This window comes from Aquaspirillum sp. (assembly GCF_055136605.1).
The window spans coordinates 14,813-36,946 of the sequence record NZ_JBSQVP010000018.1 but is presented as its reverse complement, the minus strand read 5'-3'; the positions used below and the strand labels follow the sequence as shown (position 1 = coordinate 36,946).

22 protein-coding genes are annotated in these 22,134 nt (G+C 50.6%); 14 read left to right on the top strand and 8 right to left on the bottom strand.

Annotation, left to right across the window (positions count from 1 at the left end; translation table 11 throughout):
* Positions 1-222: 222 nt before the first annotated feature.
* Positions 223-1,890, top strand: a complete 1,668-nt coding sequence (ettA, locus tag ACTBZS_RS04810; RefSeq protein ID WP_460431251.1) for an energy-dependent translational throttle protein EttA — start codon at positions 223-225, stop codon at positions 1,888-1,890.
* Between the two features lie 39 nt (positions 1,891-1,929).
* Here ettA and ACTBZS_RS04805 read toward each other — a convergent pair whose 3' ends face one another.
* The 7 genes from ACTBZS_RS04805 to ACTBZS_RS04775 all read right to left on the bottom strand — a co-directional run bounded on the left by ACTBZS_RS04805 (position 1,930) and on the right by ACTBZS_RS04775 (position 7,410).
* Positions 1,930-2,640: a pirin family protein gene (locus tag ACTBZS_RS04805; protein WP_463043429.1), complete on the bottom strand. Its 711-nt coding sequence runs from the start codon at positions 2,638-2,640 to the stop codon at positions 1,930-1,932.
* Between the two features lie 123 nt (positions 2,641-2,763).
* Positions 2,764-3,633: a hypothetical protein gene (locus tag ACTBZS_RS04800; protein ID WP_463043428.1), complete on the bottom strand. Its 870-nt coding sequence runs from the start codon at positions 3,631-3,633 to the stop codon at positions 2,764-2,766.
* A gap of 134 nt (positions 3,634-3,767) precedes the next feature.
* On the bottom strand, positions 3,768-4,331 hold the full coding sequence (locus tag ACTBZS_RS04795) for a DUF2946 family protein (RefSeq protein ID WP_052165401.1): 564 nt from the start codon (positions 4,329-4,331) through the stop codon (positions 3,768-3,770).
* 31 nt (positions 4,332-4,362) lie between these two features.
* The gene (locus ACTBZS_RS04790) at positions 4,363-4,782 is read right to left on the bottom strand and encodes an OsmC family protein (protein ID WP_460431254.1); all 420 of its coding nucleotides are present in this window, start codon (positions 4,780-4,782) and stop codon (positions 4,363-4,365) included.
* Between the two features lie 11 nt (positions 4,783-4,793).
* Positions 4,794-5,267 (bottom strand): SRPBCC family protein, encoded by a 474-nt coding sequence (locus tag ACTBZS_RS04785; RefSeq protein ID WP_022653481.1) that lies wholly within the window; start codon positions 5,265-5,267, stop codon positions 4,794-4,796.
* A gap of 84 nt (positions 5,268-5,351) precedes the next feature.
* A complete protein-coding gene (locus ACTBZS_RS04780; protein ID WP_463043427.1) occupies positions 5,352-6,833 on the bottom strand; it encodes an aldehyde dehydrogenase in 1,482 nt (493 codons plus the stop codon).
* A gap of 25 nt (positions 6,834-6,858) precedes the next feature.
* Positions 6,859-7,410: a cupin domain-containing protein gene (locus ACTBZS_RS04775; protein WP_460431257.1), complete on the bottom strand. Its 552-nt coding sequence runs from the start codon at positions 7,408-7,410 to the stop codon at positions 6,859-6,861.
* A gap of 265 nt (positions 7,411-7,675) precedes the next feature.
* Here ACTBZS_RS04775 and ald point away from each other — a divergent pair, with 265 nt between their 5' ends.
* The 9 genes from ald (at position 7,676) to ACTBZS_RS04730 (ending at position 17,868) form a co-directional block, all read left to right on the top strand.
* The gene (gene ald / locus ACTBZS_RS04770; RefSeq protein ID WP_463043426.1) at positions 7,676-8,791 is read left to right on the top strand and encodes an alanine dehydrogenase; all 1,116 of its coding nucleotides are present in this window, start codon (positions 7,676-7,678) and stop codon (positions 8,789-8,791) included.
* Positions 8,792-8,841: 50 nt separating this feature from the next.
* Complete coding sequence (locus ACTBZS_RS04765; protein WP_460431259.1) at positions 8,842-9,609, top strand: gamma-glutamyl-gamma-aminobutyrate hydrolase family protein; 768 nt, start codon at positions 8,842-8,844, stop codon at positions 9,607-9,609.
* A gap of 9 nt (positions 9,610-9,618) precedes the next feature.
* Positions 9,619-10,947 (top strand): glutamine synthetase family protein, encoded by a 1,329-nt coding sequence (locus ACTBZS_RS04760; RefSeq protein WP_463043425.1) that lies wholly within the window; start codon positions 9,619-9,621, stop codon positions 10,945-10,947.
* A gap of 51 nt (positions 10,948-10,998) precedes the next feature.
* Positions 10,999-12,366 carry an aspartate aminotransferase family protein gene (locus tag ACTBZS_RS04755; protein ID WP_460431261.1) on the top strand — a complete coding sequence of 456 codons (1,368 nt, stop codon included), beginning with the start codon at positions 10,999-11,001 and terminating at the stop codon, positions 12,364-12,366.
* A 79-nt stretch (positions 12,367-12,445) separates the two neighbouring features.
* The gene (locus tag ACTBZS_RS04750; RefSeq protein ID WP_463043424.1) at positions 12,446-13,549 is read left to right on the top strand and encodes a polyamine ABC transporter substrate-binding protein; all 1,104 of its coding nucleotides are present in this window, start codon (positions 12,446-12,448) and stop codon (positions 13,547-13,549) included.
* Between the two features lie 95 nt (positions 13,550-13,644).
* On the top strand, positions 13,645-14,772 hold the full coding sequence (locus tag ACTBZS_RS04745; RefSeq protein ID WP_022653473.1) for an ABC transporter ATP-binding protein: 1,128 nt from the start codon (positions 13,645-13,647) through the stop codon (positions 14,770-14,772).
* Positions 14,769-15,671: an ABC transporter permease subunit gene (locus ACTBZS_RS04740; RefSeq protein ID WP_463043423.1), complete on the top strand. Its 903-nt coding sequence runs from the start codon at positions 14,769-14,771 to the stop codon at positions 15,669-15,671. Before ACTBZS_RS04745 ends, ACTBZS_RS04740 begins: the two co-directional genes overlap by 4 nt.
* 9 nt (positions 15,672-15,680) lie before the next feature.
* Positions 15,681-16,505 (top strand): ABC transporter permease subunit, encoded by an 825-nt coding sequence (locus ACTBZS_RS04735; protein ID WP_460431278.1) that lies wholly within the window; start codon positions 15,681-15,683, stop codon positions 16,503-16,505.
* A 58-nt stretch (positions 16,506-16,563) separates the two neighbouring features.
* Positions 16,564-17,868, top strand: a complete 1,305-nt coding sequence (locus tag ACTBZS_RS04730) for an NAD(P)/FAD-dependent oxidoreductase (RefSeq protein ID WP_463043422.1) — start codon at positions 16,564-16,566, stop codon at positions 17,866-17,868.
* Here the strand turns inward: ACTBZS_RS04730 and ACTBZS_RS04725 are convergent.
* Positions 17,860-18,336, bottom strand: a complete 477-nt coding sequence (locus ACTBZS_RS04725; protein WP_463043421.1) for a HugZ family pyridoxamine 5'-phosphate oxidase — start codon at positions 18,334-18,336, stop codon at positions 17,860-17,862. The two genes, ACTBZS_RS04730 and ACTBZS_RS04725, sit on opposite strands and share 9 nt — an antisense overlap.
* A gap of 106 nt (positions 18,337-18,442) precedes the next feature.
* On the opposite strand from ACTBZS_RS04725, the gene argC reads away from it, so the two are divergent.
* The 4 genes from argC (at position 18,443) to ACTBZS_RS04705 (ending at position 22,131) form a co-directional block, all read left to right on the top strand.
* Positions 18,443-19,471, top strand: a complete 1,029-nt coding sequence (gene argC / locus ACTBZS_RS04720) for an N-acetyl-gamma-glutamyl-phosphate reductase (protein WP_460431267.1) — start codon at positions 18,443-18,445, stop codon at positions 19,469-19,471.
* Between the two features lie 80 nt (positions 19,472-19,551).
* Positions 19,552-19,893 (top strand): iron-sulfur cluster insertion protein ErpA, encoded by a 342-nt coding sequence (gene erpA, locus ACTBZS_RS04715; RefSeq protein WP_022653466.1) that lies wholly within the window; start codon positions 19,552-19,554, stop codon positions 19,891-19,893.
* Positions 19,894-19,979: 86 nt separating this feature from the next.
* Positions 19,980-20,837: a CheR family methyltransferase gene (locus ACTBZS_RS04710; protein ID WP_463043420.1), complete on the top strand. Its 858-nt coding sequence runs from the start codon at positions 19,980-19,982 to the stop codon at positions 20,835-20,837.
* 31 nt (positions 20,838-20,868) lie between these two features.
* Positions 20,869-22,131 carry a D-amino acid dehydrogenase gene (locus tag ACTBZS_RS04705; RefSeq protein WP_463043419.1) on the top strand — a complete coding sequence of 421 codons (1,263 nt, stop codon included), beginning with the start codon at positions 20,869-20,871 and terminating at the stop codon, positions 22,129-22,131.
* Positions 22,132-22,134: the final 3 nt, after the last annotated feature.

Sequence of the window (22,134 nt, the reverse complement as noted above, 5' to 3'; positions counted from 1 at the left end):
TGCTGCTGTGTTGCAGCGAGGAAGCGAACTATACCCACTCCACCAACCATCGTCAACACCTAATCACCAAAAAAATCTAGAAAAGTAGATAAAGCATTGTTATAAAAAAATTTATTTTTTACTGTTTGAACAAAAAATGTCACTTCAAGGGTAAACATTGCCTGAGATGGACGGCTGTTATACTGTTTGCTGGGTTTAATCACTTAAGAAAGCAACACAGTTATGGCGCAATATGTGATGTCCATGCTCCGCGTGAGCAAAGTTGTTCCTCCAAAACGGCAAATCATTAAAGACATTTCTCTTTCTTTCTTCCCCGGTGCCAAGATTGGTTTACTTGGTCTGAACGGCTCGGGTAAATCAACCGTGTTGAAAATCATGGCCGGTGTGGAAAAGGAATATGAAGGCGAGGTGCAACATCTTGCTGGGGTCAAAATTGGTTATCTGCCACAAGAACCAGAATTAGATGCAGAAAAAACGGTCCGTGAAGAAGTTGAGTCGGGCATGGGTGATGTCATGGCAGCGCAAAAACGCTTGGATGAGGTGTATGCCGCCTATGCTGAGCCTGATGCCGATTTTGATGCACTAGCAGAAGAGCAGGCCAAATTAGAAGCCATTATTGCCACCGGCGCAGGAGACAATACCAGTCTGCAACTAGAAATTGCGGCTGATGCGCTGCGCTTACCTTCATGGGATGCCAAAATCGGTCATCTCTCTGGGGGTGAAAAACGCCGCGTAGCATTGTGCAAATTGTTGTTGTCCAAACCAGACATGTTGCTATTAGACGAACCAACCAACCACTTAGATGCTGAGTCGGTTGAATGGTTAGAACAGTTTTTGGTGCGCTTCCCCGGCACAGTCGTTGCCGTGACCCACGACCGTTACTTCTTAGATAATGCGGCAGAGTGGATTTTAGAATTGGACCGTGGCCACGGGATTCCTTGGAAGGGCAACTATTCAAGCTGGCTTGAGCAGAAAGAAGCGCGCTTAGCTCAAGAGAATAAATCCGAAGCTGCCCGTATGAAGGCGATGAAACAAGAGCTGGAGTGGGTGCGTCAAAATCCTAAAGGGCGTCAGGCAAAATCCAAGGCACGGATTGCCCGTTTTGAGGAGTTATCCAGCTTCGAACATCAAAAACGGAATGAAACCCAAGAAATCTTTATTCCTGTCGCCGAGCGTTTAGGCAACGAGGTCATCGAATTTGAAAATGTCAGCAAGGGCTTTGGTGATCGTTTATTGATCGACAACCTGAGTTTCAAAGTCCCAGCCGGCGCGATTGTTGGCATCATCGGCCCCAACGGTGCCGGTAAATCGACTTTGTTCCGTATGTTAAGCGGTCAAGAACAGCCTGATAGCGGCAGCGTCAAAATTGGCCAAACGGTACAAATGGCATTTGTTGATCAAAGTCGTGCCAATTTGGAATCAAATAAAACCGTTTTTGAAGAGGTGTCGGGCGGTTTGGATTTGATTACAGTCGGTAAGTTTGAAATGTCGAGCCGCGCCTATCTGGGTCGTTTTAACTTCAAAGGCGGCGATCAGCAAAAAATCGTTGGCAATTTGTCAGGCGGTGAACGTGGCCGCTTGCATCTGGCGAAAACTTTGCTGAAAGGCGGCAATGTGTTGCTGCTTGACGAGCCCTCCAACGATTTAGACGTTGAAACGCTGCGTGCTTTAGAAGATGCCTTACTAGAGTTTGCTGGCTCGGTGTTGGTGATTTCTCACGACCGTTGGTTCCTCGACCGTATCGCGACCCATATCTTAGCGTGCGAAGGCGAGAGCCAATGGGTGTTCTTTGATGGTAACTATCAAGAATACGAAGCAGACAAGAAAAAACGTTTGGGTGAAGAAGGCGCAAAACCAAAACGGATTCGCTATAAGCCAATCAGTCGTTAAACGCTGGCCAACCCGCTGCCCCACGCAGCGGGTTTTTCATTATTGTGGTACATGCCGCAGGTCGAATAACAATACTTCAGCCGCATGTTCAGCCAACAAATCGAGTCGGGTTTCTTGTTCGATAAATAGCCCATCGCCTTCCTGCATCGCGATCCCATTCACTAACAATTCACCCCGCGCCAACTGTAGATAGGCACAGCGACCCGCCACGAAAGTATGTTGCCAAGCAGCACCGGCCTCGAAACGACCGGCATAGAGATAAGCATCTTGCGCTAAGGTGACGTGACGGGGTGCAGGATGTGGTGCAGCAATACAATGTAAACGGTTGTGTAATTCCTCAGCAGAAAAAGCAATCTGTTGGTAAGTCGGTGACAAACCCAGCGTTTGTGGTTGAATCCAAATTTGCAGTAACCGCAAACTGTGTTGTGCTGAAGCATTGTATTCACTGTGACGCACCCCGCTACCGGCCCGCATATATTGCACTTCCCCCGGCACAATCCGTGCACGATGCCCCATACTGTCTTGGTGTTCTAGCTCACCCTCTAACACCCAAGTGATGATTTCCATATCGCGATGACCATGCATCGGAAAGCCACCACCGGGAGCGATTCGGTCGTCATTGATGACCAATAAATCAGAAAAACCCGTAAAACGAGGGTCGAAATAGTGACCAAACGAAAAACTGTGGCGGGCAGATAACCAACCAAATTCAGCATGGCCACGTTCTTGAGCAGGGCGTAGGGTGAGCATGATATTTCCTCAAAAAAAGTGAACAGCGGTTAAAGTTAACCGCTGTTGATCGAGGAAATATAAAGAGTGAATCGCGAAAATGTTAGCGAAAAGAGTTGCTGATCTTATTCAGAGAAATTGAACTTAGGCAGTTTTTACCAGCGACTTCCGCACCAATTTGCCGTCACTGTTACGCAACCCGGGCAAACATTGTTGGGCAATGGTTTGTCCACTACGACCACAACAACGTTCATATTGTGCGGCATCGTAACGTGCATCAAGTTCAGCAGATACAAGCGCAGAAGCGGTGTCACCGGTCAGGGTTTGATGTAAGGCAAGAGCGGCATCTAACAGCTGTTGTTGCTGTTGAATAACCGGCTGTTTCTGTTGTTTGCTGATATGCGCTAAACAATCCCACAGGGCTTCAATGCCTCGCCACACGGCCACTGCTGCGATGACTTTGACGGCCAATTCTCCTTCAGCAGTCGGCAATTCTTTCAACCAAGCATGGGCCAAACTCGGCTGGGCTTGCAACAGCTTGACCAGCTGCATCACGGCTTCTGGTAAAACCACGGCATTTTGGGTCTGCACAACCAGCTCACTATTGCGCTGTTGTACTTTTTGCAGTTCGCTTTGCGCCCATTCTAAATCACAACGATAGCGTTCATGTTCAGGCTCTAAGGCTTCCCACTGTTCACGCAGTTGGCGCAATTCTTCTTGTGCTCGTTGTTTATCGGTTTCAGCCTCTTGTAGGCGCTGTTGTACCTGCTCTAACTCACTTAAAACAACCAGATTCGATGCCACGGGTGCAACAAGCGGCAATGCTTCGGATGGAACGGTTGTTACCGCAGAGGCTGCAATCTCGGCCACCAAGGCACGGATTTGTGGGTGGTGCTGTAGTAGCAACACTAGATCATAAGGATAAAACGCCTCGACTGCCCCTGATACCATTGGCTGTTCTTTTGCAAGGATATCGGTGAGTTGCTCCAACCGTTTTTTGTGCTTTTTATTCATCTCGAATTTCCCATGTGGATGTAACGTTGCAGCCGTCGCTGTCGTGCTAACACGCCATTGACTCGCAGACTATCGCTGCAAATAAAACGATACAAGCATACTGCCAGCGCTTCCCTTGCACAAAATTTTCTGGCTCACCGACTTTGACCTAACACACAGTCGGTGCTTTGTTGTGCATCTGGGTTGATACAGAGCTGATAGCGATGCAGTAAATCGGTACGAGAAATCACCTCAAGCGGCACATGTTGATTCGCAACAATGAATTGTGCGCCAGCCTGTGGCCAGTCATCGAGGGGCCGCCCATCTGCATGGTAAAGACAACCCAACAACAGAGGCAAATCACGATCATCGACGGCGGCTAAAGTCTGTCCAAAGCCAAGATAGAGCGCACCCTCATCGACCCACCACGCATGGTCTATGCCACATGACAAATCAAACTGAGGGCGGGCTTGCCATGTTGCTGCTTGCCAGCTGACAACACACGGTGCAGTGGCATACTGATAAAACACCCGCTGCGGCCCATTTTGTACAAAGCAGGCGCCACGCTCATCCACCCCCACATTTCGGTGCATAAACTCACTTAACCCGGCATGGCTCACACGGCTGTCTAATATCAACCAATCCCCACGTCCATCGAGTTTTAGCCAACCATATACATCGGGCACATTCGGCCATTTTGCCAACGCCGCCAACACCATCTCATCCACGGCTCACCTCGCTGTCTATGGCTCAATCAGCCTGTAATACTTCAAAATCGTGGGTAATTTCTGCTGTTTTACCCAACATAATCGAAGCAGAACAGTATTTTTCAGCTGACAGACGAATCGCCCGTTCAACCACCTCGGGTTTTAAATCTCGCCCCACAACGACGAAGTGCAAATGAATCCGTGTAAACACTTTAGGATCGGTCTCGGCACGCTCGGCATCCACTTCAACTTTGACATCACGCACATCTTGCCGTGATTTTTTCAAAATACTGATTACATCATAGCTGGTACAACCCGCAGTGCCGGCCAACAATAGCTCCATCGGTCGCGGGCCCAGATTACGCCCCCCGCCTTCAGGCGCACCGTCCATCACTACGGCATGACCGCTGCCGGTTTCTGCCATAAAACACACACCATCAATCCATTTCAACGTTGTTTTCATATCACTCTCTTTTAATGGGGCTCGTTCAATTCGCCTTGCTCGGCCAGCTCGCGGATGATTCGAATGCTCTCAATGTCCATTTGCTGATAGGCTTTTTTGACATACGAGGCATAGTGCTTTTCCTCGGGAGATTGTTCAGGGAGAGGGGTCTGATAGACAAAACGGACACACATCACACCAGCTTGAGGCTCTTCAATCACCATCGACACTTTGCCACCAGCATGTTGCTCATTCGCCTCGGTGTGGTAGTGGACAGCCTGCTGTGGCAGAAATTCAATACGATCACGTACCGACATTTGGCCAAAGTGTATCTCTCGCAGCAGCCAATTTTCGCCTTGTTCTACAATCGTGCAATCGTCGGCAGCTTCAATAAACTCAAGGGGCGAATACGCGCGGCGCCGTAGGCCTCGCCACAATTGGGCACGAGACAACGGCGGGACAGGATGATTTGGATCGTTAACAACCACAATATGTTCAAAATACATGCAAACACTCTCAGCTAGTGGGCACACAGGGCTCGTTAGAGGATGGCCATCATACCGCGAGCCTGTGCGCCATGTACTGGCCGATTAGTACAGTTTTAACAACGTCGATTTCAATTCTGTGTATTTTTCCAAGGCATGTAGCGATTTATCACGGCCATTACCCGATTGTTTATAACCACCGAAGGGGAGATTCTGGTCACCACCTTCATCATAACAATTGATCCATACCGTGCCGGCACGCAAACGACGACTGAGGCGGTGGGCACGGCTGACATCACGCGTCCACAACGCCGCCGCTAAGCCATATTCTGTATCGTTGGCAATTTCGACTGCATGATCTTCGTTATCAAAAGGGATCACCGCACACACTGGGCCGAACACTTCTTCCTGTGCTAATACGCTGTCTGGTTGGCAATAAAACGCTGTTGGCGCAATAAAGTACCCTATTTCAGTATCAACTGCCTCGCCGCCAAACAACAAACGGTCTTGTTGCTTACCAATTTCGATATAACGCAACACGCGCTGATATTGGATGTCATCGACAATCGCCCCCATCCGTGTTTTCGGATGTAAGGGGTCGGCTGGTTGATAACGTGCCGCCGCCGCTGCAAATTCAGCTTGGAAAGCCTCAAACACCTCTCGCTGCACCAATACACGCGAGCCTGCCGAACACATCTCGCCTTGGTTAAAGAAAATCCCACCCGCTGCCGCACGCGCCGCCGCTTTCAAATCGGGGCAATCGGCAAACACAATATTCGGCGACTTACCGCCCAATTCTAGCCACGCCCGCTTGAGATTCGATTGTGCAGCATAGGCCATGATTTTTTTGCCCACCGCTGTCGAACCCGTGAAAGCCACACAATCAATATCCATGTGTTCAGCAAGTTGTTGCCCGACATCCCCAGCCCCCGGCAATACATTAAATACACCAGCAGGAATGCCTGCTTGTTGTGCCAAAGCCCCCAAACGAATGGCGGTCAGTGGTGATTTTTCCGAAGGTTTTAATAACACTGAATTACCGGCAGCCAACGCCGGAGCAAATTTCCAACTGGCCATCAATAACGGGAAATTCCACGGCACAATCGCTGCCACCACCCCCACCGGCTCACGACTCACAGTGCCATGTAAATTCGGTGCCAGCGGCGCCAGTTCGCCACCAACTTTATCAATCGCCTCAGCAAACCATTGCACCGCATAGGCAGTACCTGCCACATCAACAGCCAAAGCATCAGAAATGGGTTTACCTGTATCTAAACATTCCAGTAAGGCCAAATGTTCAGCATCAGCACGAATTGCCTCGGCAAAAGCCAATAACCGCACCTTACGCTCTGCCGGCGCCAGCCCTGCCCACACGCCTTGCTCAAAAGCCCTCCGTGCCGCTTTGACAGCGGCATTCACTTCATCTTGACCACACGCGGAGACTGTCGCCAAGGGTTGACGCGTAGCGGGATTCACCGTCACAAAAGACGCTGTGGTCGTAATATATTCACCATCAATAAAAGCACGCGACTCGGGGACAATAGCACTGGCGCGTTGTTGCCAATCGGCATGAGACAAGGAAGACATCAAACAGCACTCCTTAAAAGGAAACTTAGAAATTAGCGGGGGTATTGGCGCTGATAATCTCGGCCTCATCCGCACCTATATTACGAAAACGATGGGGCAGGGTACTGGGGAAGTAATAGCCATCACCACTGTGTAACACATGTACCTGACCATCAATGGTTAATTCAATGGTGCCACGCACCACAAAACCACATTCTTCACCCTCATCATGCCGAATAGACTCGGGACCCGTATCAGCACCGGGAGCATACAGCTCACGCAACATTCGCATTTGTCGGTCGGCAATGCCCACCCCAAGCAACAACAAACGCAGCCCATTTTGACCCAAATCGGGTTGTTGGTGCGGACGATAGATATAGCGTGGTAAGGCTTGCACCGGCTCATCAAAGGTGAAGAACTCACCTAAGGTCATCGGGATTCCCTCTAATAGTTTTTTAAGGGAACTTACCGATGGACTGACCCGATTTTGTTCAATCAGGGAAATGGTGGAATTGGTCACACCTGCTTTTTTCGCCAATTCTCGTTGCGACAAGCCATAACGCTCTCGCACCATTTTGAGGCGCATTCCGATGTCCATTGGGGTCTTCACTCCAAATGTCGATAATAATTGACGCCTGTTATCCGCTTTTTCAGCAAGGCGTCACACCGCTTTGCCATCTATTTCTCTTATTAACCGGCTATATCTTTGTCACAGTGCGCTTTTTTGTTGCCATGCAGCATCATTTTGGCGCACACCACGTTAAGATCTACCATGTCAGTAAAAATTCTTTGTTAGCTCTTGTCAATTATTTTTAACGTGGCTAGACTGAATTTTACTCACTGGTTGTCTAAGGAGACGCATCATGCTTATCGGTATTCCCAAAGAGGTCAAAAACCACGAATACCGCGTTGGCCTCACCCCAGCAGCAGTTAAAGAGTTAGTGAAACAAGGTCACGATGTGGTTGTCGAGCGTTACGCTGGCGCAGCGATCGGTTTTTCCGACAGCCACTATATTGCCGCCGGTGCGCGTATTGCCGACGATGCGGCGACGGTCTTTTCCGAAGCAGAATTGATTGTCAAAGTTAAAGAACCTCAGCCAGAGGAATGTGCTCGCTTACGACGTGGGCAGATTTTATTCACCTATCTGCATTTAGCGCCCAATCCTGATCTCACTCAGGCGCTGGTTGATTCAGGTTGTGTGGCGCTGGCTTACGAAACGGTAACCGATCAGCGAGGTGGCTTGCCTTTGTTAGCACCGATGTCGGAAATCGCTGGCCGGATGGCTATTCAAGCGGGGGCCCATTGCTTGGAGCTCAGTCAAGGCGGGGCTGGCGTATTGCTGTCTGGCGTACCCGGTGTGATGCCAGCACGCGTTTTAGTCTTGGGCGGGGGCGTCGTGGGTGTCAATGCCGCGAAGATGGCAATGGGCCTAGGCGCACGTGTGACATTGTTAGACGTGTCTTTGCCGCGCTTGCGTGAACTCGATCAGTTATTTGGCCCACATCTCGCAACACGTTATGCAACCCAAGATGCCATCGAAGATGAATTAGTCCGCGCTGACTTGGTGATTGGTGCCGTGCTGATTCCCGGCAGTGCCGCACCGAAGCTGCTTACCCGTCCGATGCTGAAATTGATGAAAGCGGGCTCGGTGTTGGTGGATGTTGCTATCGATCAAGGCGGTTGCTTTGAAACCTCGCATCCCACCACCCACCAAAACCCCACCTTTGTGGTTGATAACGTGGTGCATTACTGCGTCGCCAATATGCCGGGGGCCGTTGCACGCACCTCGACCCAAGCCTTGTCTCATGCCACGTTGCCGTTTGTGTTGGCCTTAGCCAATCAGGGTTGGAAAGGCGCATTACAACATGATGCCCACCTGCGTGCTGGGCTGAATGTGTGCTTGGGGAAAGTGAATTACCACGCAGTCGCACAAGCCCATGGTTATCCCCATGTGCCGGCAGAAACGGTGCTTGCTTAATGTTGATCCGGCGTCCCTAACGGACGCCATTTTTTTGTGAGTCCATTGCAATGTCAAAATCCTCTTCTCGCTTACCTCGGGTGGTGATCCCATGTTGCCGGTGGTGGCTCAAGGAAAGCCAGTTCTTTCACCTTGTGGGAGAGAAATACATCCAAGCTGTACGCGGAGGCGTCGGCGCCCAACCGTTGTTGTTACCTGCGCTAGGAGAAGACAACGAGCTTGAGGCAATTTTAGAACTCGCCGACGGCATTCTCTTTACCGGCAGCCCATCCAATATCGAACCCCATCACTATGGTGCCGAGCCCGTCGCCAATGACTTTAACGACAGCGCCCGTGATGCCACGACCTTACCTTTACTGCGCGCTGCCATTGCTGCTGGTGTGCCCATTCTCGGTATTTGTCGTGGTTTTCAAGAAATGAATGTTGCCCTAGGTGGCACGCTGTATCAGAAAGTGCATGAGCAGCCGAATATGCTCGACCACCGCGAACAAGGCGAGGACAAAGCCCAGCAATATGGCTTTGCCCACACCATTCGCTTTGAAAGCGACAGTATTTTAGGGGCTTGGTATGGCGCGGCTGAAGCCGAAGTCAATTCTCTGCATGGCCAAGGTGTACGCGAATTGGCACCCAGTCTAGTCGCAGAAGCACGCGCCCCCGATGGTTTGATTGAAGCCTTCCGTGTCCGTGATGCCAAAAACTTTGCGATGGCGGTGCAATGGCATCCCGAGTGGCAATATCAAGACAACCGTTTATCACAAACCCTGTTCAGTGCCTTTGCCCGCGCCTGTCAACAGCGGCAACAAAGCCGGCATTCTTAAGGAAACACCATGACAGTATTAAGTGAATGGCTGCGAGAGAATCGCATCACCGAAGTCGAATGTGTCATCCCTGATTTCACGGGTATTGCCCGTGGCAAAATTGTGCCACGCGAAAAGTTTAGCGAAGACGATGGGATGCGCCTGCCAGAAGTGGTGTTGGTGCAAACCGTGACGGGTGAATATGCCGAAAATATTACGCCTGCTACCGACCCAGATATGGTGCTCATCCCCGATCCGAACACCATTCGGCTGGTGCCTTGGGCCAAAGACCCCGTGGCACAGGTGATCCACGATTGCTATAAGTTTGACGGGACACCGGTTGATTTGTCGCCACGCTATGTGTTGCGCCGTGTGTTAAAGCTGTATGAAGAACGTGGCTGGGAGCCGATTATTGCGCCCGAAATGGAGTTTTATATTGTTGATGTGAACCGCGATCCCGATGTGCCGTTACAACCACCGATTGGCCGCACCGGTCGTCCTGAAACGGGCCGTGCCGCTTATTCGATTGATGCTGTTAATGAATTCGATCCCTTGTTCGAAGACATTTACGACTATTGCGAAGCACAAAACCTCGCCATCGACACCCTAATTCATGAAGTCGGTGCCTGCCAGATGGAAATTAACTTCCTGCATGGCAATCCGCTTGAGTTGGCCGACCAAGTATTCTTGTTTAAACGAACTGTGCGCGAAGCCGCGATTCGTCACAATATGTATGCCACGTTTATGGCCAAGCCGATGGAGAACGAACCCGGTTCTGCCATGCACTTACACATGAGTGTGGTCGATAAACAAACTGGTCAAAATGTGTTTTCTAACGCTGATGGCAGCCCAAGTGAGGTGTTTCTGCATGCCATCGGTGGTATGCAAAAATACTTCCCCGAAGTCATTGCTTTCTTTGCGCCCTTTGTGAACAGCTATCGCCGGTTAGTGCGTTACACCGCTGCGCCGATCAATGTGCAATGGGGCTATGACAACCGCACCTGCGGTATCCGCGTCCCCCATTCCAGCCCCGCTGCCCGCCGTATTGAAAACCGGCTGCCCGGGGTGGACTGCAACCCCTACCTCGCCATCGCCGTCACCCTAGCCGCTGCGTGGTTGGGCATCATGGAAAAACAACAACCATCGGCCCCATTAGAAGGCGATGCCTATGGTTTTCCGTTTGCCTTCCCACGTGGTTTGGATGATGCCATCCCAGTGTTGCGTGGCTGCAAACCGATGGCAGAAGTGTTAGGTGAGCGTTTTGTAAACGCCTTCTGCGCGGTTAAAGAAGAAGAGTACATCGAATATGCGCGGGTAATTAGCCCGTGGGAACGTCGTCATTTATTGCTGCATGTTTAGTGTCACGACACAAACCACACCGGCAACGATATTTTGTAAGGAATCAAAATTATGAGCACAACACACACCACTCGCGAATGGCAAGCTATGGATGCCGCTCATCACTTACATCCCTTCTCGGATATGGATGGCCTCAATCGCCACGGTAGCCGCGTGATTGTAAAAGGCGAAGGGGTCTATCTGTGGGATTCTGAAGGCAATAAGCTATTTGATGGGATGTCTGGGCTGTGGTGCGTCAATGTCGGTTATGGCCGTAAAGAGTTGGCAGACGCGGCCTACCGTCAAATGCAGGAATTGCCGTTCTACAACACCTTCTTCAAAACCACGCATCCACCCGTGGTCGAACTCTCACAGCTGTTATCCGAAGTTGCCCCCGAGGGATTCAACCACGTCTTCTATACCAACTCAGGTTCGGAAGGTAACGACACAGTCATTCGCATGGTGCGCCACTACTGGGCCAGCCTTGGACAGCCAAATAAGAAAACCATCATTTCTCGTATCAATGGTTATCACGGCTCTACTATCGGTGGCGCTTCGCTCGGCGGCATGGATTATATGCACCAACAAGGCGATTTACCGATTCCGGGCATCGTTCACATTGAACAACCGTATTGGTATGCCAATGGTGGCGACTTATCGCCAGAAGAATATGGCCTGAAAGCCGCGCGGGAATTAGAGAAGAAAATTCTAGAACTGGGCGTGGAAAATGTGGCGGCGTTTATCGGTGAACCTGTGCAAGGCGCCGGCGGCATCATCATCCCACCGACAACTTATTGGCCAGAAATCCAGCGCATTTGTGATCAATACGGTATTTTATTGATTGCTGATGAAGTGATTTGTGGATTCGGGCGCACCGGCCATTGGTTTGGTTCGCAATATTACGGCATCAAACCTCACCTGATGACGATTGCTAAAGGCTTGTCCTCTGGCTATTTGCCGATTGGTGGCGTGTTGGTGCATGACGAGGTGGCAAAAGTATTAAAGCAAGGTGATTTCAACCACGGCTTTACCTATTCCGGCCATCCCGTCGCCGCCGCAGTCGCAGCAGAAAACATTCGCATTCTGCAACGAGAAAACATCATCGAACGCATGAATAGCGAGGTGGTACCGTATGCTCATCAACTGTGGCATGACGCTTTCGATCACCATCCACTGGTGGATGATGTGCGAACGCTTGGCTTCTTTTTTGCTTTAACGCTGGTCGAAGACAAGAGCACACGCAAGCGTTTTGCCAATGGCGGTGAGTTAGCATTACGTTGCCGTGATATTTGTTTCCGCAATAATTTAGTCATGCGTGCCACCGGAGACAGTATGATTTCGGCCCCGCCGCTGGTAATGACCCGCAGCGAAGCCGAAGAATTTGTCTCTTTGGCGAAAAAGTGTATTGATGAGTTCGCCCGTGAGTTAGGGCGGTTGTAAAATCCCCCGCCCCGGCACCTTGCCGGTGCTGACCGACCATCATTGGGATGGTCGGCGGCTTAATAGAGGAGTTGTACTGATGCGCGTCTTTACCGGAAAACTGGTTGCCTTCGCTGTGATTGCCGCGTTTGCCACGCCGATGGCACAGGCTGAAAGCAAGGTATTGAATATCTATAACTGGTCGGATTACATCGGGCCCAATACGATCAAAGACTTCGAAAAAGAGACGGGCATCAAGGTGCGCTATGATGTGTACGACTCTAACGAGGTGTTGCAGGCAAAAATCCTGACCGGTCGTTCTGGCTACGATATTGTGGTGCCCACCAATGCCTTTTTGGCCAAACAAATCCAAGCCGGTGTCTATCAACCTTTAGACAAGAGCAAAATCAGCAACTACGGCAACCTCGACCCTGCCATCATGCAACAGATGGACAAGTTTGATGCCGGCAATAAGTTTGCTGTGCCCTACTTCTACGGTATCAACACACTGGGTATCAATGTTGCCAAGGTAAAAGCCGCATTAGGCAACGAACCGATGCCAGCCAATGAATGGGACTTACTGTTTAACGAAAAATACAGCAGCAAACTGAAGTCCTGCGGTATTTCGGTATTAGACAGCCCTGCCGAAGCCTTGCCAATCGCCCTGCACTATCTGGGTAAAAACCCCAACACCACCGACGAAGCCGATTGGCGTGCGGCAGCCGACTTGTATAAAAAAGTTCGGCCCAATATCTCCCGCTTTAGCTCGTCTGGCTATATCAACGAATTTGCAAATGGTTCGCTGTGTGTATCCCTGGGCTATGGAGGTGACTTAAACATCGCCCGTACCCGCGCTGCCGAAGCCAAACGCAAAATTGAACTGCAGGTCTTGGCACCGAAAACCGGTGTGATGTTGTGGATGGATAGCATGGTGATTCCAAAAGACGCGAAAAACGTCGAGAACGCCCACCTGTTCATCAACTACATTTTGCGGCCTAAAGTCCATGCAGATGCAGCTAACACCGTTCATTACGCTGTGCCAAACAAACCAGCACAAGCGCTGGTGAGTGAAGCCGACCGCAAAAACCCCTCGATCTACCTGAGCCCTGAAGTACAAAAAGCCAGCTTTGTGCAGCTGCCTTTGGATTCCAAAATCCAACGCCTTCAGACCCGCTTATGGACGGAAATCAAAACTCGTAAATAAGTGCTGAGCTGTGCTGGCCTAGTCAACAGCAGCTCGTTTTTTGTCTATGAACTTGGTACGGGCAGACGCCCGTACCCCTGTGGATTGTGATGCTGATGGAATCTTCTGTGAGCGCAGCCAACGCGGCCAAATCGGGCCAGCCTTACCTGCAAATTGTCGATGTGGTCAAAAAATTTGGTGACAACACCGTGGTTGACCACGTCAATCTGACAATCAATAAAAACGATATTTTTGCCCTGCTCGGTAGTTCAGGCTCGGGGAAATCCACACTATTACGGATGTTGGCAGGGATGGAAACCCCAACATCGGGTCGTATTATTCTTGATGGTCAAGATATTACACAGCTGCCGCCTTATGAACGTCCAATCAATATGATGTTCCAAAGCTATGCGCTGTTTCCTCACATGACTGTCGCACAAAACATTGCCTTTGGTTTGAAACAAGATCGATTACCGAAGGCTGAGATTGATGCCCGAGTCGAAAAAATGCTCGATTTGGTGCAGATGAAAAAATACGCGGGTCGCAAACCCTATCAGCTCTCTGGTGGTCAACAACAGAGGGTGGCGTTAGCACGTTCCTTAGCCAAGCGTCCCAAACTGTTATTGTTGGATGAACCGTTAGGGGCGTTGGATAAAAAACTGCGGCAACAAACCCAACTTGAGCTGGTCAATCTGATTGAGCAAGTCGGGGTCACCTGCATCATGGTGACCCACGATCAAGAAGAAGCGATGACGATGGCAGGCCGCATTGCGATCATGAGCGAAGGCCAACTCTTACAAGTCGCCACGCCAAACGAAATCTACGAGTATCCAAATTGTCGCTTCACCGCTGAATTTATTGGTGAAACCAATATCTTTGAAGGTCATTTAGCGGTTGATGAACCTGATTTCGTCGAGATTGCCAGCCCCGATCTTCCCACCCCGATTTTCGTTGCCCACGGCATTACTGGCGCACTGGGGATGCAGCTTTGGTATTCCTTACGCCCAGAACGCGTTTATCTATCTCGTGAACAACCCACAGAAGTCCGTAATCAAGCCAGTGGTGTCGTACACGATATTGCTTATCTGGGTGGTTTTTCGATTTACCACATCAAACTAGCCAGCGGCAAAATTATCAAAGCCAGTGTGCCCGCCACACAATGGCGCGATGAACCTGCTCCAACTTGGGAAGAGCCTGTCTTTATCAGTTGGGGTGATAACGATGGGGTGGTGCTCACACAATGAAACGCTTCTTTCCCTCGGGCCAAACGCTGCTCACTGCCATTCCTTATGGTTGGCTGCTGCTATTTTTCCTCGTGCCGTTTTTATTCGTGCTACAGATCAGTTTTTCAGAGGTGGAAATCGCCAGTCCACCGTATCGGCCTCTTGTAGAGTTTGCCGATAATCTGATCAATATCTCGCTCAATATCGGTAATTTTACCTTTATTGCCGAAGATAGCCTGTATGCCGATGCCTATCTAAGCTCGCTCAAAGTCGCCATCACCACCACGGCGCTCTGCTTGTTATTGGGCTACCCGATGGCGTATGCCATTGCCCGAGCCGAGGAATCGCGCCGCAACACCTTGCTGATGTTGGTGATGTTGCCATTTTGGACCTCTTTTTTGGTACGGGTGTATGCGTGGATGGGGTTGTTGAACAATGAAGGTTTGATTAACCAATTACTCCTCAACTTTGGTTTTATTCAAGAACCGTTACAGTTGATGCACACGGCTTTCTCGGTGCAAATCGTGATGGTTTACACCTATCTACCATTTATGATTTTGCCGTTGTACGCCAACTTGGTGAAATTGGACGGGCGTTTACTCGAAGCTGCGTCAGACCTAGGTTGTAAACCGTGGGAAGCCTTTTTGAAAGTCACCTTACCTCTGTCCAAGAACGGCATTATTGCAGGCTCGATGTTGGTGTTTATCCCTGCGGTGGGTGAGTTTGTGATTCCCGAATTAGTGGGCACACCCGAAGCCTTGATGATCGGTAAAGTATTGTGGATGGAGTTCTTCGACAACAATAACTGGCCAATGGCAGCGGCTGTTACAACCATCATGTTGGCATTGTTGGTGTTGCCGATTGTCTTGCTCCATCGCCGTGAAGAACGGATGTTGGCACAAGCCGCCGCACGTCACTAGGAACCAATCATCATGAGTCAAAAAATATCTTGGTTCGGCAAAACCTCTCTCGGCATCGGTTTCTTTTTTCTGTATGCGCCGATTGTGATTTTGATGATCTACTCGTTCAACGCCTCCAAACTGGTTACCGTTTGGGGTGGTTTTTCCACCCACTGGTATGGCGAGTTGTTCCGCGATGAAGCCGTGATGTCAGCACTGGGTTTGAGCCTCAAAGTGGCGTTGCTATCTAGTGTCATGGCTGTGGCACTAGGCACGATTGCGGGCATGGTATTAGCGCGTTTCGGCCGTTTTCGCGGTAAAAGCCTGTTTGCTGGCATGATTACAGCACCGATGGTGATGCCTGAAGTGATTACCGGTTTGTCGATGTTATTGCTGTTTGTACAAATGCAGCAGTGGTTTGGCTTTCCGGAAGAACGCGGTGTCCTCACCATCTGGGTCGGCCATGTCACCTTGTGTATGGCGTATGTCACGGTGGTGATTCGCTCACGGTTGGTGGAAATGGATCGCTCGGTTGAAGAAGCGGCGATGGACTTGGGGGCGCGTCCGATGAAGGTGTTTTTCGTCATCACGCTGCCTTTGATTGCGCCAGCATTAGCATCGGGCTTTCTATTGGCGTTTACCCTGTCGTTAGATGATTTGGTGATTACCGCCTTCTTATCTGGCCCCGGCTCGACCACCTTGCCACAGTTGATTTTCTCGCGGGTACGGCTCGGCTTAAACCCCGAAATCAACGCCTTGGCAACCATCACCGTGTTCGTGGTTGGGACATTGGTAATTGTCGCCAATCGTGTCATGGCACGCGCCGAGAAAAAACGGCGGTTACTCGCCGCCTAAGGCACTGACGCTAACAAGGGAGGCGAAAGCCTCCCTGTGGTCTTTCTCAGGTAGGTTTATGCACAATACGCCCCGCTTGTTCGCTCACCAAGAGCACACCGCCTCATGGTATGCCACCAGTTCCGGCCCCATGCCGCACTATCCCACGCTACAAAACTCAGTCCAAGCCGATGTCTGTGTGATCGGTGCCGGATATACTGGGCTGAGTGCTGCCCTTGAATTAGCTAAGCGCGGGTTTTCGGTGGTGATTTTGGAAGGGGCTCGAGTCGGGTGGGGGGCTTCTGGGCGTAATGGCGGCCAAGTGTTAAACGATGTCGCTTGTGGTATGGAAACCATTGCACAACAACTGGGTCATGAACAAGCTCGCCGCGTGTGGCAGATGAGCTTGGAGGCAGTGGAACTGGTGAAAGAACGTGTGGAGGCCTATCACATCGACTGTCACCTACAGTGGGGTTATGTTCATGCCGCACTGAAAATGCGCCAGATGGATGCCCTGCGACAGTGGCAACAACAGGCCGCCGATCACTACGACTACCATGACTTTAATATCCTCGAAGGGCGCTATGAGCTAGATCCCTATCTGCGCTCATCACGCTACATCGGCGGCTTATACGATCCCAACAGCGGCCATCTCCACCCTTTGCGCTATGCCCTCGGTCTGGCACAAGCAGCCAGCCATAGCGGTGTACAGATTTACGAACACAGTCCGGTGCAAGCAATTAAAGCAGGGCCCCCAGCTGTGTTAAACACACCACAAGGCCAAGTCCAAGCTAACTATGTGGTGTTAGCAGGCAATACCTACCTCGGCGAGCTGGCGCCAGCACTCGACCGGCGCATTATGCCGGTGGGTACCTATATTATTGCGACGGAACCCTTGGGTGAGTCGCTTGCACGCAGTTTGCTACCGCAAAATAGCGCAGTGTGCGACACCAATTTCGTCTTGGACTATTTCCGTCTATCGCATGATTGGCGTTTGTTATTTGGGGGTCGGGTCAGTTATTCCGGTATGTCGCCGCTCAACCTGAAACAATCGATGCGACAAGATATGTTAAAAGTTTTCCCAAAGCTGGCGGCGAGTAAAGTTGAGTTTGGTTGGGGTGGTTTTGTTGATATCACCATGAACCGCGCCCCTGATTTTGGCCGCTTGTTACCGCATGTGTTTTATGCACAGGGTTTCTCAGGGCATGGTGTTGCTTTAACAGGACTGGCCGGTTTATTGATGGCAGAAGCCATCAGTGGCCAAGCCAGTCGCTTCGATGTGTTTAGCCGCTTAAAACATCGTCCCTTTCCCGGCGGCCCGCGCTTCCGTACGCCGGCTTTAGTCCTTGCGATGCTGTGGTACCGACTGCGAGATCTACTCTAAGACCCTCTCGGCACGCAGATATTCCGAACCGGACAACCAACGCGCAGCAGCAAATCCGGCAATCAAACGAATTTTCTCCACCTCTAGCCGCCAAAAACCAAAATCACCCAACTGCAAATAATCTGCCATGTGCGGCAAAGCATGTAAAAAATGCTGCTGCTCAGCTTCAGTCAAATTGACAGGAGACATCCGCCCCATCAACGTTAAACGGGCGACTTGCTCGGCAGAGTGTTCAGATTTTTGTTCACTGATTAACACGCTTGCACGCGGATCTGCACGTAAGTTTTGGCAATGTTCAGCCAAGCCACTTAACAACATCACCGGACGACCTTGCAGATCGGCCACATACGCCACAGAACTTGCAAACGGATGTCCTTCCCATTTCAGAGAGAGTGTGGCCAAACTGGCATGATGATGGTTGGCAACCAGTGTCCGCGCCGCTTGCATCGCACTTTCATGACTCGACATGATGATTTTCCTTAAATTGCAACAGAAATAGCATCGCAATCTTATGCAGCAAAAGCTAGTATTATCGCCTTTCTGTTTGGCTGATATTTAAAGCAAGGATCTCAACATGATTAAAGTAGGGATTGTAGGTGGTACAGGCTATACCGGCGTAGAGCTGCTTCGTTTATTGGCAACCCATCCTGAGGTGGAGCTAACCGCGATTACCTCGCGCAAAGAGGCCGGGATGCCAGTGGCAGAGATGTTTCCTAGCTTGCGTGGGCGGGTGAATCTTGCTTTCTCCACACCTGATGAAGCCAAACTAGAACAGTGTGATGTGGTGTTTTTCGCCACGCCGCATGGTGTGGCCATGGCAGAGGCACCTCGTTTGTTAGCCGCAGGGGTCAAGTTGATCGACTTGGCGGCAGATTTCCGCCTGCGTGATGCCGGTGAATTCCAACAGTGGTACAAAATGGAACATAGCTGCCAAGATGTGTTGGCAGAGTCAGTTTATGGTTTACCCGAAGTCAATCGGGCAGCCATTCAACAAGCCCGCGTGGTCGGCAACCCCGGTTGTTATCCAACTGCCGTCCAGTTGGGTTTCCTACCGCTGTTAGAAGCCGATGCCATTGACCGCACCAGCCTGATTGCTGACTGCAAATCGGGTGTCTCTGGTGCTGGCCGGAAAGCCGAAGTGGGTGCTTTATTTGCCGAAGCCGGTGACACCTTCAAAGCCTATGGCGTAGCAGGTCATCGCCATTTGCCAGAAATTAAACAAGGGTTGGCTGCAATCGCAGGTACACCAGTGGGCTTAACCTTTGTGCCACACCTGACCCCAATGATTCGCGGTATCCATGCCACGTTGTATGCACGGCTAACCAAAGAGGTCGATTTACAAGCCTTGTATGAAAACCGCTATGCCAATGAACATTTTGTCGATGTGATGCCAGCCGGCAGCCATCCAGAAACCCGTTCTGTCCGTGGTGCCAATACCTGCCGTATCTCGGTGCATCGTCCACAAGGTGGCGACACGGTGGTGATTTTGTCGGTGATCGACAACTTGGTTAAAGGCGCGGCGGGGCAAGCGGTACAAAATATGAACCTATTATTTGGCTTCGCTGAACAAACAGGGATCGACCACGTCCCCTTGCTGCCTTAAAAACCCCACTGGTGGCATGATTGATTTTGCAACAGGTGGCCGCCATAATCCAAAGAGCCCGTTTTTAAGGAGATTGATCTATGAATGCCCCTGCCATGCCACTGGTGTTTACCGACAGCGCATGTAACAAAGTCAAAGAATTGATTGCTGAAGAAGGCAATCCCGACCTGAAACTGCGCGTTTTCGTCACAGGTGGCGGTTGCTCTGGGTTCCAGTATGGTTTTACCTTCGATGAAATTGCGAATGAAGACGATAGCCTAGTTGAAAAAGAAGGGGTGACTTTGTTAATTGACCCCATGAGCTATCAATACCTCATTGGCGCAGAAATCGACTATCAGGAAAGCCTTGAGGGTTCACAATTTGTGATTAAAAACCCGAACGCCGTGTCTACCTGTGGTTGCGGTTCTTCTTTCTCGGTTTAAGCCCCACTGATTAAGGCTGCCGCCGGTCAAGCCCAAGCAGCACACTGCTTGGGCTTTTTGCTATTTGTCTCATAGAGAGGTTCATCATGTCTGCCGGCAAACCTTTATTTCCGCCTTTGCCCAATCTCCCGCCGATGAATTTTGCCCGTGAATTTGAATTCACCGAGCAAGATTTCGAGCGCATCCGCAACTTTATTCATCGCAAGGCAGGAATTGCCCTCAATCCGACAAAAAAAGATATGGTATATGGTCGTCTCGTGCGCCGTGTCCGTGAATTAAAGCTGGCCAATTTTGCGGCCTATGTCAATTTTCTAGAATCCCCTGCTGGACGCGACGAACTAGAAGCCTTTGTTAACGCCCTCACCACCAACCTGACCTTCTTCTTCCGTGAAGAACATCACTTTCCGCTGTTAGCCGATCACGTTAAAAATCTCAGTGGCGAAATCAACGTGTGGTGTGCTGCGGCATCCACTGGAGAAGAACCCTACTCCATCGCAATCACCCTACTCGAGGCCACTGGTGGCCGCAGCAATATCCAAGTGTTTGCTTCTGACTTAGATACGCATGTGCTGAAAGTAGCGGCAGATGGCTACTATGCAGCAGATAAAGTGAATAAAGTTCCAGCTGCTTTGCAACAAAAATACTTTGAAAAACAAGCCGATGGTCGTTATCGGGTGAAACCGGTTTTACGGAATATGATTACATTCCGGCAAATCAATTTGGTGGAAAATAATTGGCCGATTCGCAATAAATTTGATGCGATTTTCTGCCGCAATGTGATGATTTATTTCGACCGTGATACACAGTATGCGGTGTTAAAGAAATTCCATCCGTTATTGAAACAAAACGGTTTATTATTTGTCGGTCATTCTGAAAATTTGTATCACGCGACAGATTTGTTCAAATTACGCGGCAAAACGGTTTATGAACTGGCGGCACGCTAAACAGCGAACCCTGTGTAGAGAAGGATGAAATATGCGAGTGCTGGTGTTGGGGGCGGGGGTGGTGGGCGTCTCCACTGCATGGTTTTTGGCACAGGCCGGCCATGATGTGACCGTGGTTGACCGGCAAAGCCAAGCCGCCAACGAAACCAGCTTTGCCAACGGTGGCCAGCTCTCGGTCAGCCAGTCCGAACCGTGGGCCTCACCTGATGCCCCTTGGTTGGCAATGAAATGGCTATGGCGTGAAGATGCCCCCCTGTTGTTTAGATGGCGATTAGACCCACAGCAATGGGAATGGGGCTTACGATTTTTGTGGGAATGTCGGCAACAGCGCCAGCAAAATAATATCCGTGCCATGTTGCAAATCGGGTTGTATAGCCGCGCAGCTTTTGCTGAACTCGATGCCAGCCTAGCACTCGACTATCAACGCCGTTCTCAAGGGATTATCTGTCTATACGACCAACAACAAGAACTGGATCAGGCTGCCCAGATTGCCCGTTTTATGCAGCAGTACGGGGTGGAACGACAGGTACTGAGTACCGCGCAACTGATTGAGATTGAGCCAGCACTGAAACACTGTGCCCAGCGCTTGGTGGGTGGGACATATTGTGCGACGGATGCCTCTGGCAATGTGCGACTGTTTACCCGTGCCTTGGCTGAACAAGCACGACAACAAGGGGTGACTTTCTTATTTGGTCATCGCATTAATGCGTTAGAAGCGGGGGGAGATGGCCGGATCTCGGCGGTCTCGGTGACCAATGCCGAAGGACACTATCAAGCCTTACATGCCGATGCTTATGTATTGGCACTCGGCAGTTTCTCGCCCTTGATTGCCGCGACAGTGGGGATGCGACTGCCCATTTATCCCGCTAAAGGCTATTCAGCCACCGTTAACATCACCCGCCCTGATGCCGCCCCTGAGGTGAGCATGACTGATGAAGCCGCAAAAGTGGTGTTTTCTCGGCTTGGCGATCAATTACGGATTGCAGGGACAGCAGAATTCAGTGGATATTCTCATCACCTTAACCCCATCCGTTGCCAAGCCTTGTTACAGGTAGCTCGGGCATGGTTTCCAGAGGCAGCAGACTACGATCATCCACAGTTTTGGAGTGGCTTGCGGCCATCCACCCCCAGCAATGTGCCCTTTATTGGACGTGCAAAAGGGTGGCACAATCTGTTTCTCAACACGGGGCACGGTACCCTTGGTTGGACGCAAGGCCCCGGCTCGGGCAAAGCCCTTGCTGAAATCATCAGCGGCCACCGCCCAGCGTGTGATTTTCCCTTTACGGGGCTTTGATTT

Bases quoted from the DNA above. Each gene is read 5' to 3' on its own strand.
- ACTBZS_RS04780 (WP_463043427.1), bottom strand. From the start codon at position 6,833: ATGTCTTCCTTGTCTCATGCCGATTGGCAACAACGCGCCAGTGCTATT.
- ACTBZS_RS04800 (WP_463043428.1), bottom strand. From the start codon at position 3,633: ATGAATAAAAAGCACAAAAAACGGTTGGAGCAACTCACCGATATCCTT.
- ACTBZS_RS04775 (WP_460431257.1), bottom strand. From the start codon at position 7,410: ATGGACATCGGAATGCGCCTCAAAATGGTGCGAGAGCGTTATGGCTTG.
- ACTBZS_RS04755 (WP_460431261.1), top strand. From the start codon at position 10,999: ATGAGCACAACACACACCACTCGCGAATGGCAAGCTATGGATGCCGCT.
- ACTBZS_RS04745 (WP_022653473.1), top strand. From the start codon at position 13,645: ATGGAATCTTCTGTGAGCGCAGCCAACGCGGCCAAATCGGGCCAGCCT.
- ACTBZS_RS04705 (WP_463043419.1), top strand. From the start codon at position 20,869: ATGCGAGTGCTGGTGTTGGGGGCGGGGGTGGTGGGCGTCTCCACTGCA.
- ACTBZS_RS04725 (WP_463043421.1), bottom strand. From the start codon at position 18,336: ATGTCGAGTCATGAAAGTGCGATGCAAGCGGCGCGGACACTGGTTGCC.
- ACTBZS_RS04760 (WP_463043425.1), top strand. From the start codon at position 9,619: ATGACAGTATTAAGTGAATGGCTGCGAGAGAATCGCATCACCGAAGTC.
- ACTBZS_RS04750 (WP_463043424.1), top strand. From the start codon at position 12,446: ATGCGCGTCTTTACCGGAAAACTGGTTGCCTTCGCTGTGATTGCCGCG.
- ald (WP_463043426.1), top strand. From the start codon at position 7,676: ATGCTTATCGGTATTCCCAAAGAGGTCAAAAACCACGAATACCGCGTT.
- ACTBZS_RS04765 (WP_460431259.1), top strand. From the start codon at position 8,842: ATGTCAAAATCCTCTTCTCGCTTACCTCGGGTGGTGATCCCATGTTGC.
- ACTBZS_RS04790 (WP_460431254.1), bottom strand. From the start codon at position 4,782: ATGAAAACAACGTTGAAATGGATTGATGGTGTGTGTTTTATGGCAGAA.
- ACTBZS_RS04805 (WP_463043429.1), bottom strand. From the start codon at position 2,640: ATGCTCACCCTACGCCCTGCTCAAGAACGTGGCCATGCTGAATTTGGT.
- ACTBZS_RS04710 (WP_463043420.1), top strand. From the start codon at position 19,980: ATGTCTGCCGGCAAACCTTTATTTCCGCCTTTGCCCAATCTCCCGCCG.
- ACTBZS_RS04795 (WP_052165401.1), bottom strand. From the start codon at position 4,331: ATGGTGTTGGCGGCGTTGGCAAAATGGCCGAATGTGCCCGATGTATAT.
- erpA (WP_022653466.1), top strand. From the start codon at position 19,552: ATGAATGCCCCTGCCATGCCACTGGTGTTTACCGACAGCGCATGTAAC.
- ettA (WP_460431251.1), top strand. From the start codon at position 223: ATGGCGCAATATGTGATGTCCATGCTCCGCGTGAGCAAAGTTGTTCCT.
- ACTBZS_RS04740 (WP_463043423.1), top strand. From the start codon at position 14,769: ATGAAACGCTTCTTTCCCTCGGGCCAAACGCTGCTCACTGCCATTCCT.
- argC (WP_460431267.1), top strand. From the start codon at position 18,443: ATGATTAAAGTAGGGATTGTAGGTGGTACAGGCTATACCGGCGTAGAG.
- ACTBZS_RS04730 (WP_463043422.1), top strand. From the start codon at position 16,564: ATGCACAATACGCCCCGCTTGTTCGCTCACCAAGAGCACACCGCCTCA.
- ACTBZS_RS04785 (WP_022653481.1), bottom strand. From the start codon at position 5,267: ATGTATTTTGAACATATTGTGGTTGTTAACGATCCAAATCATCCTGTC.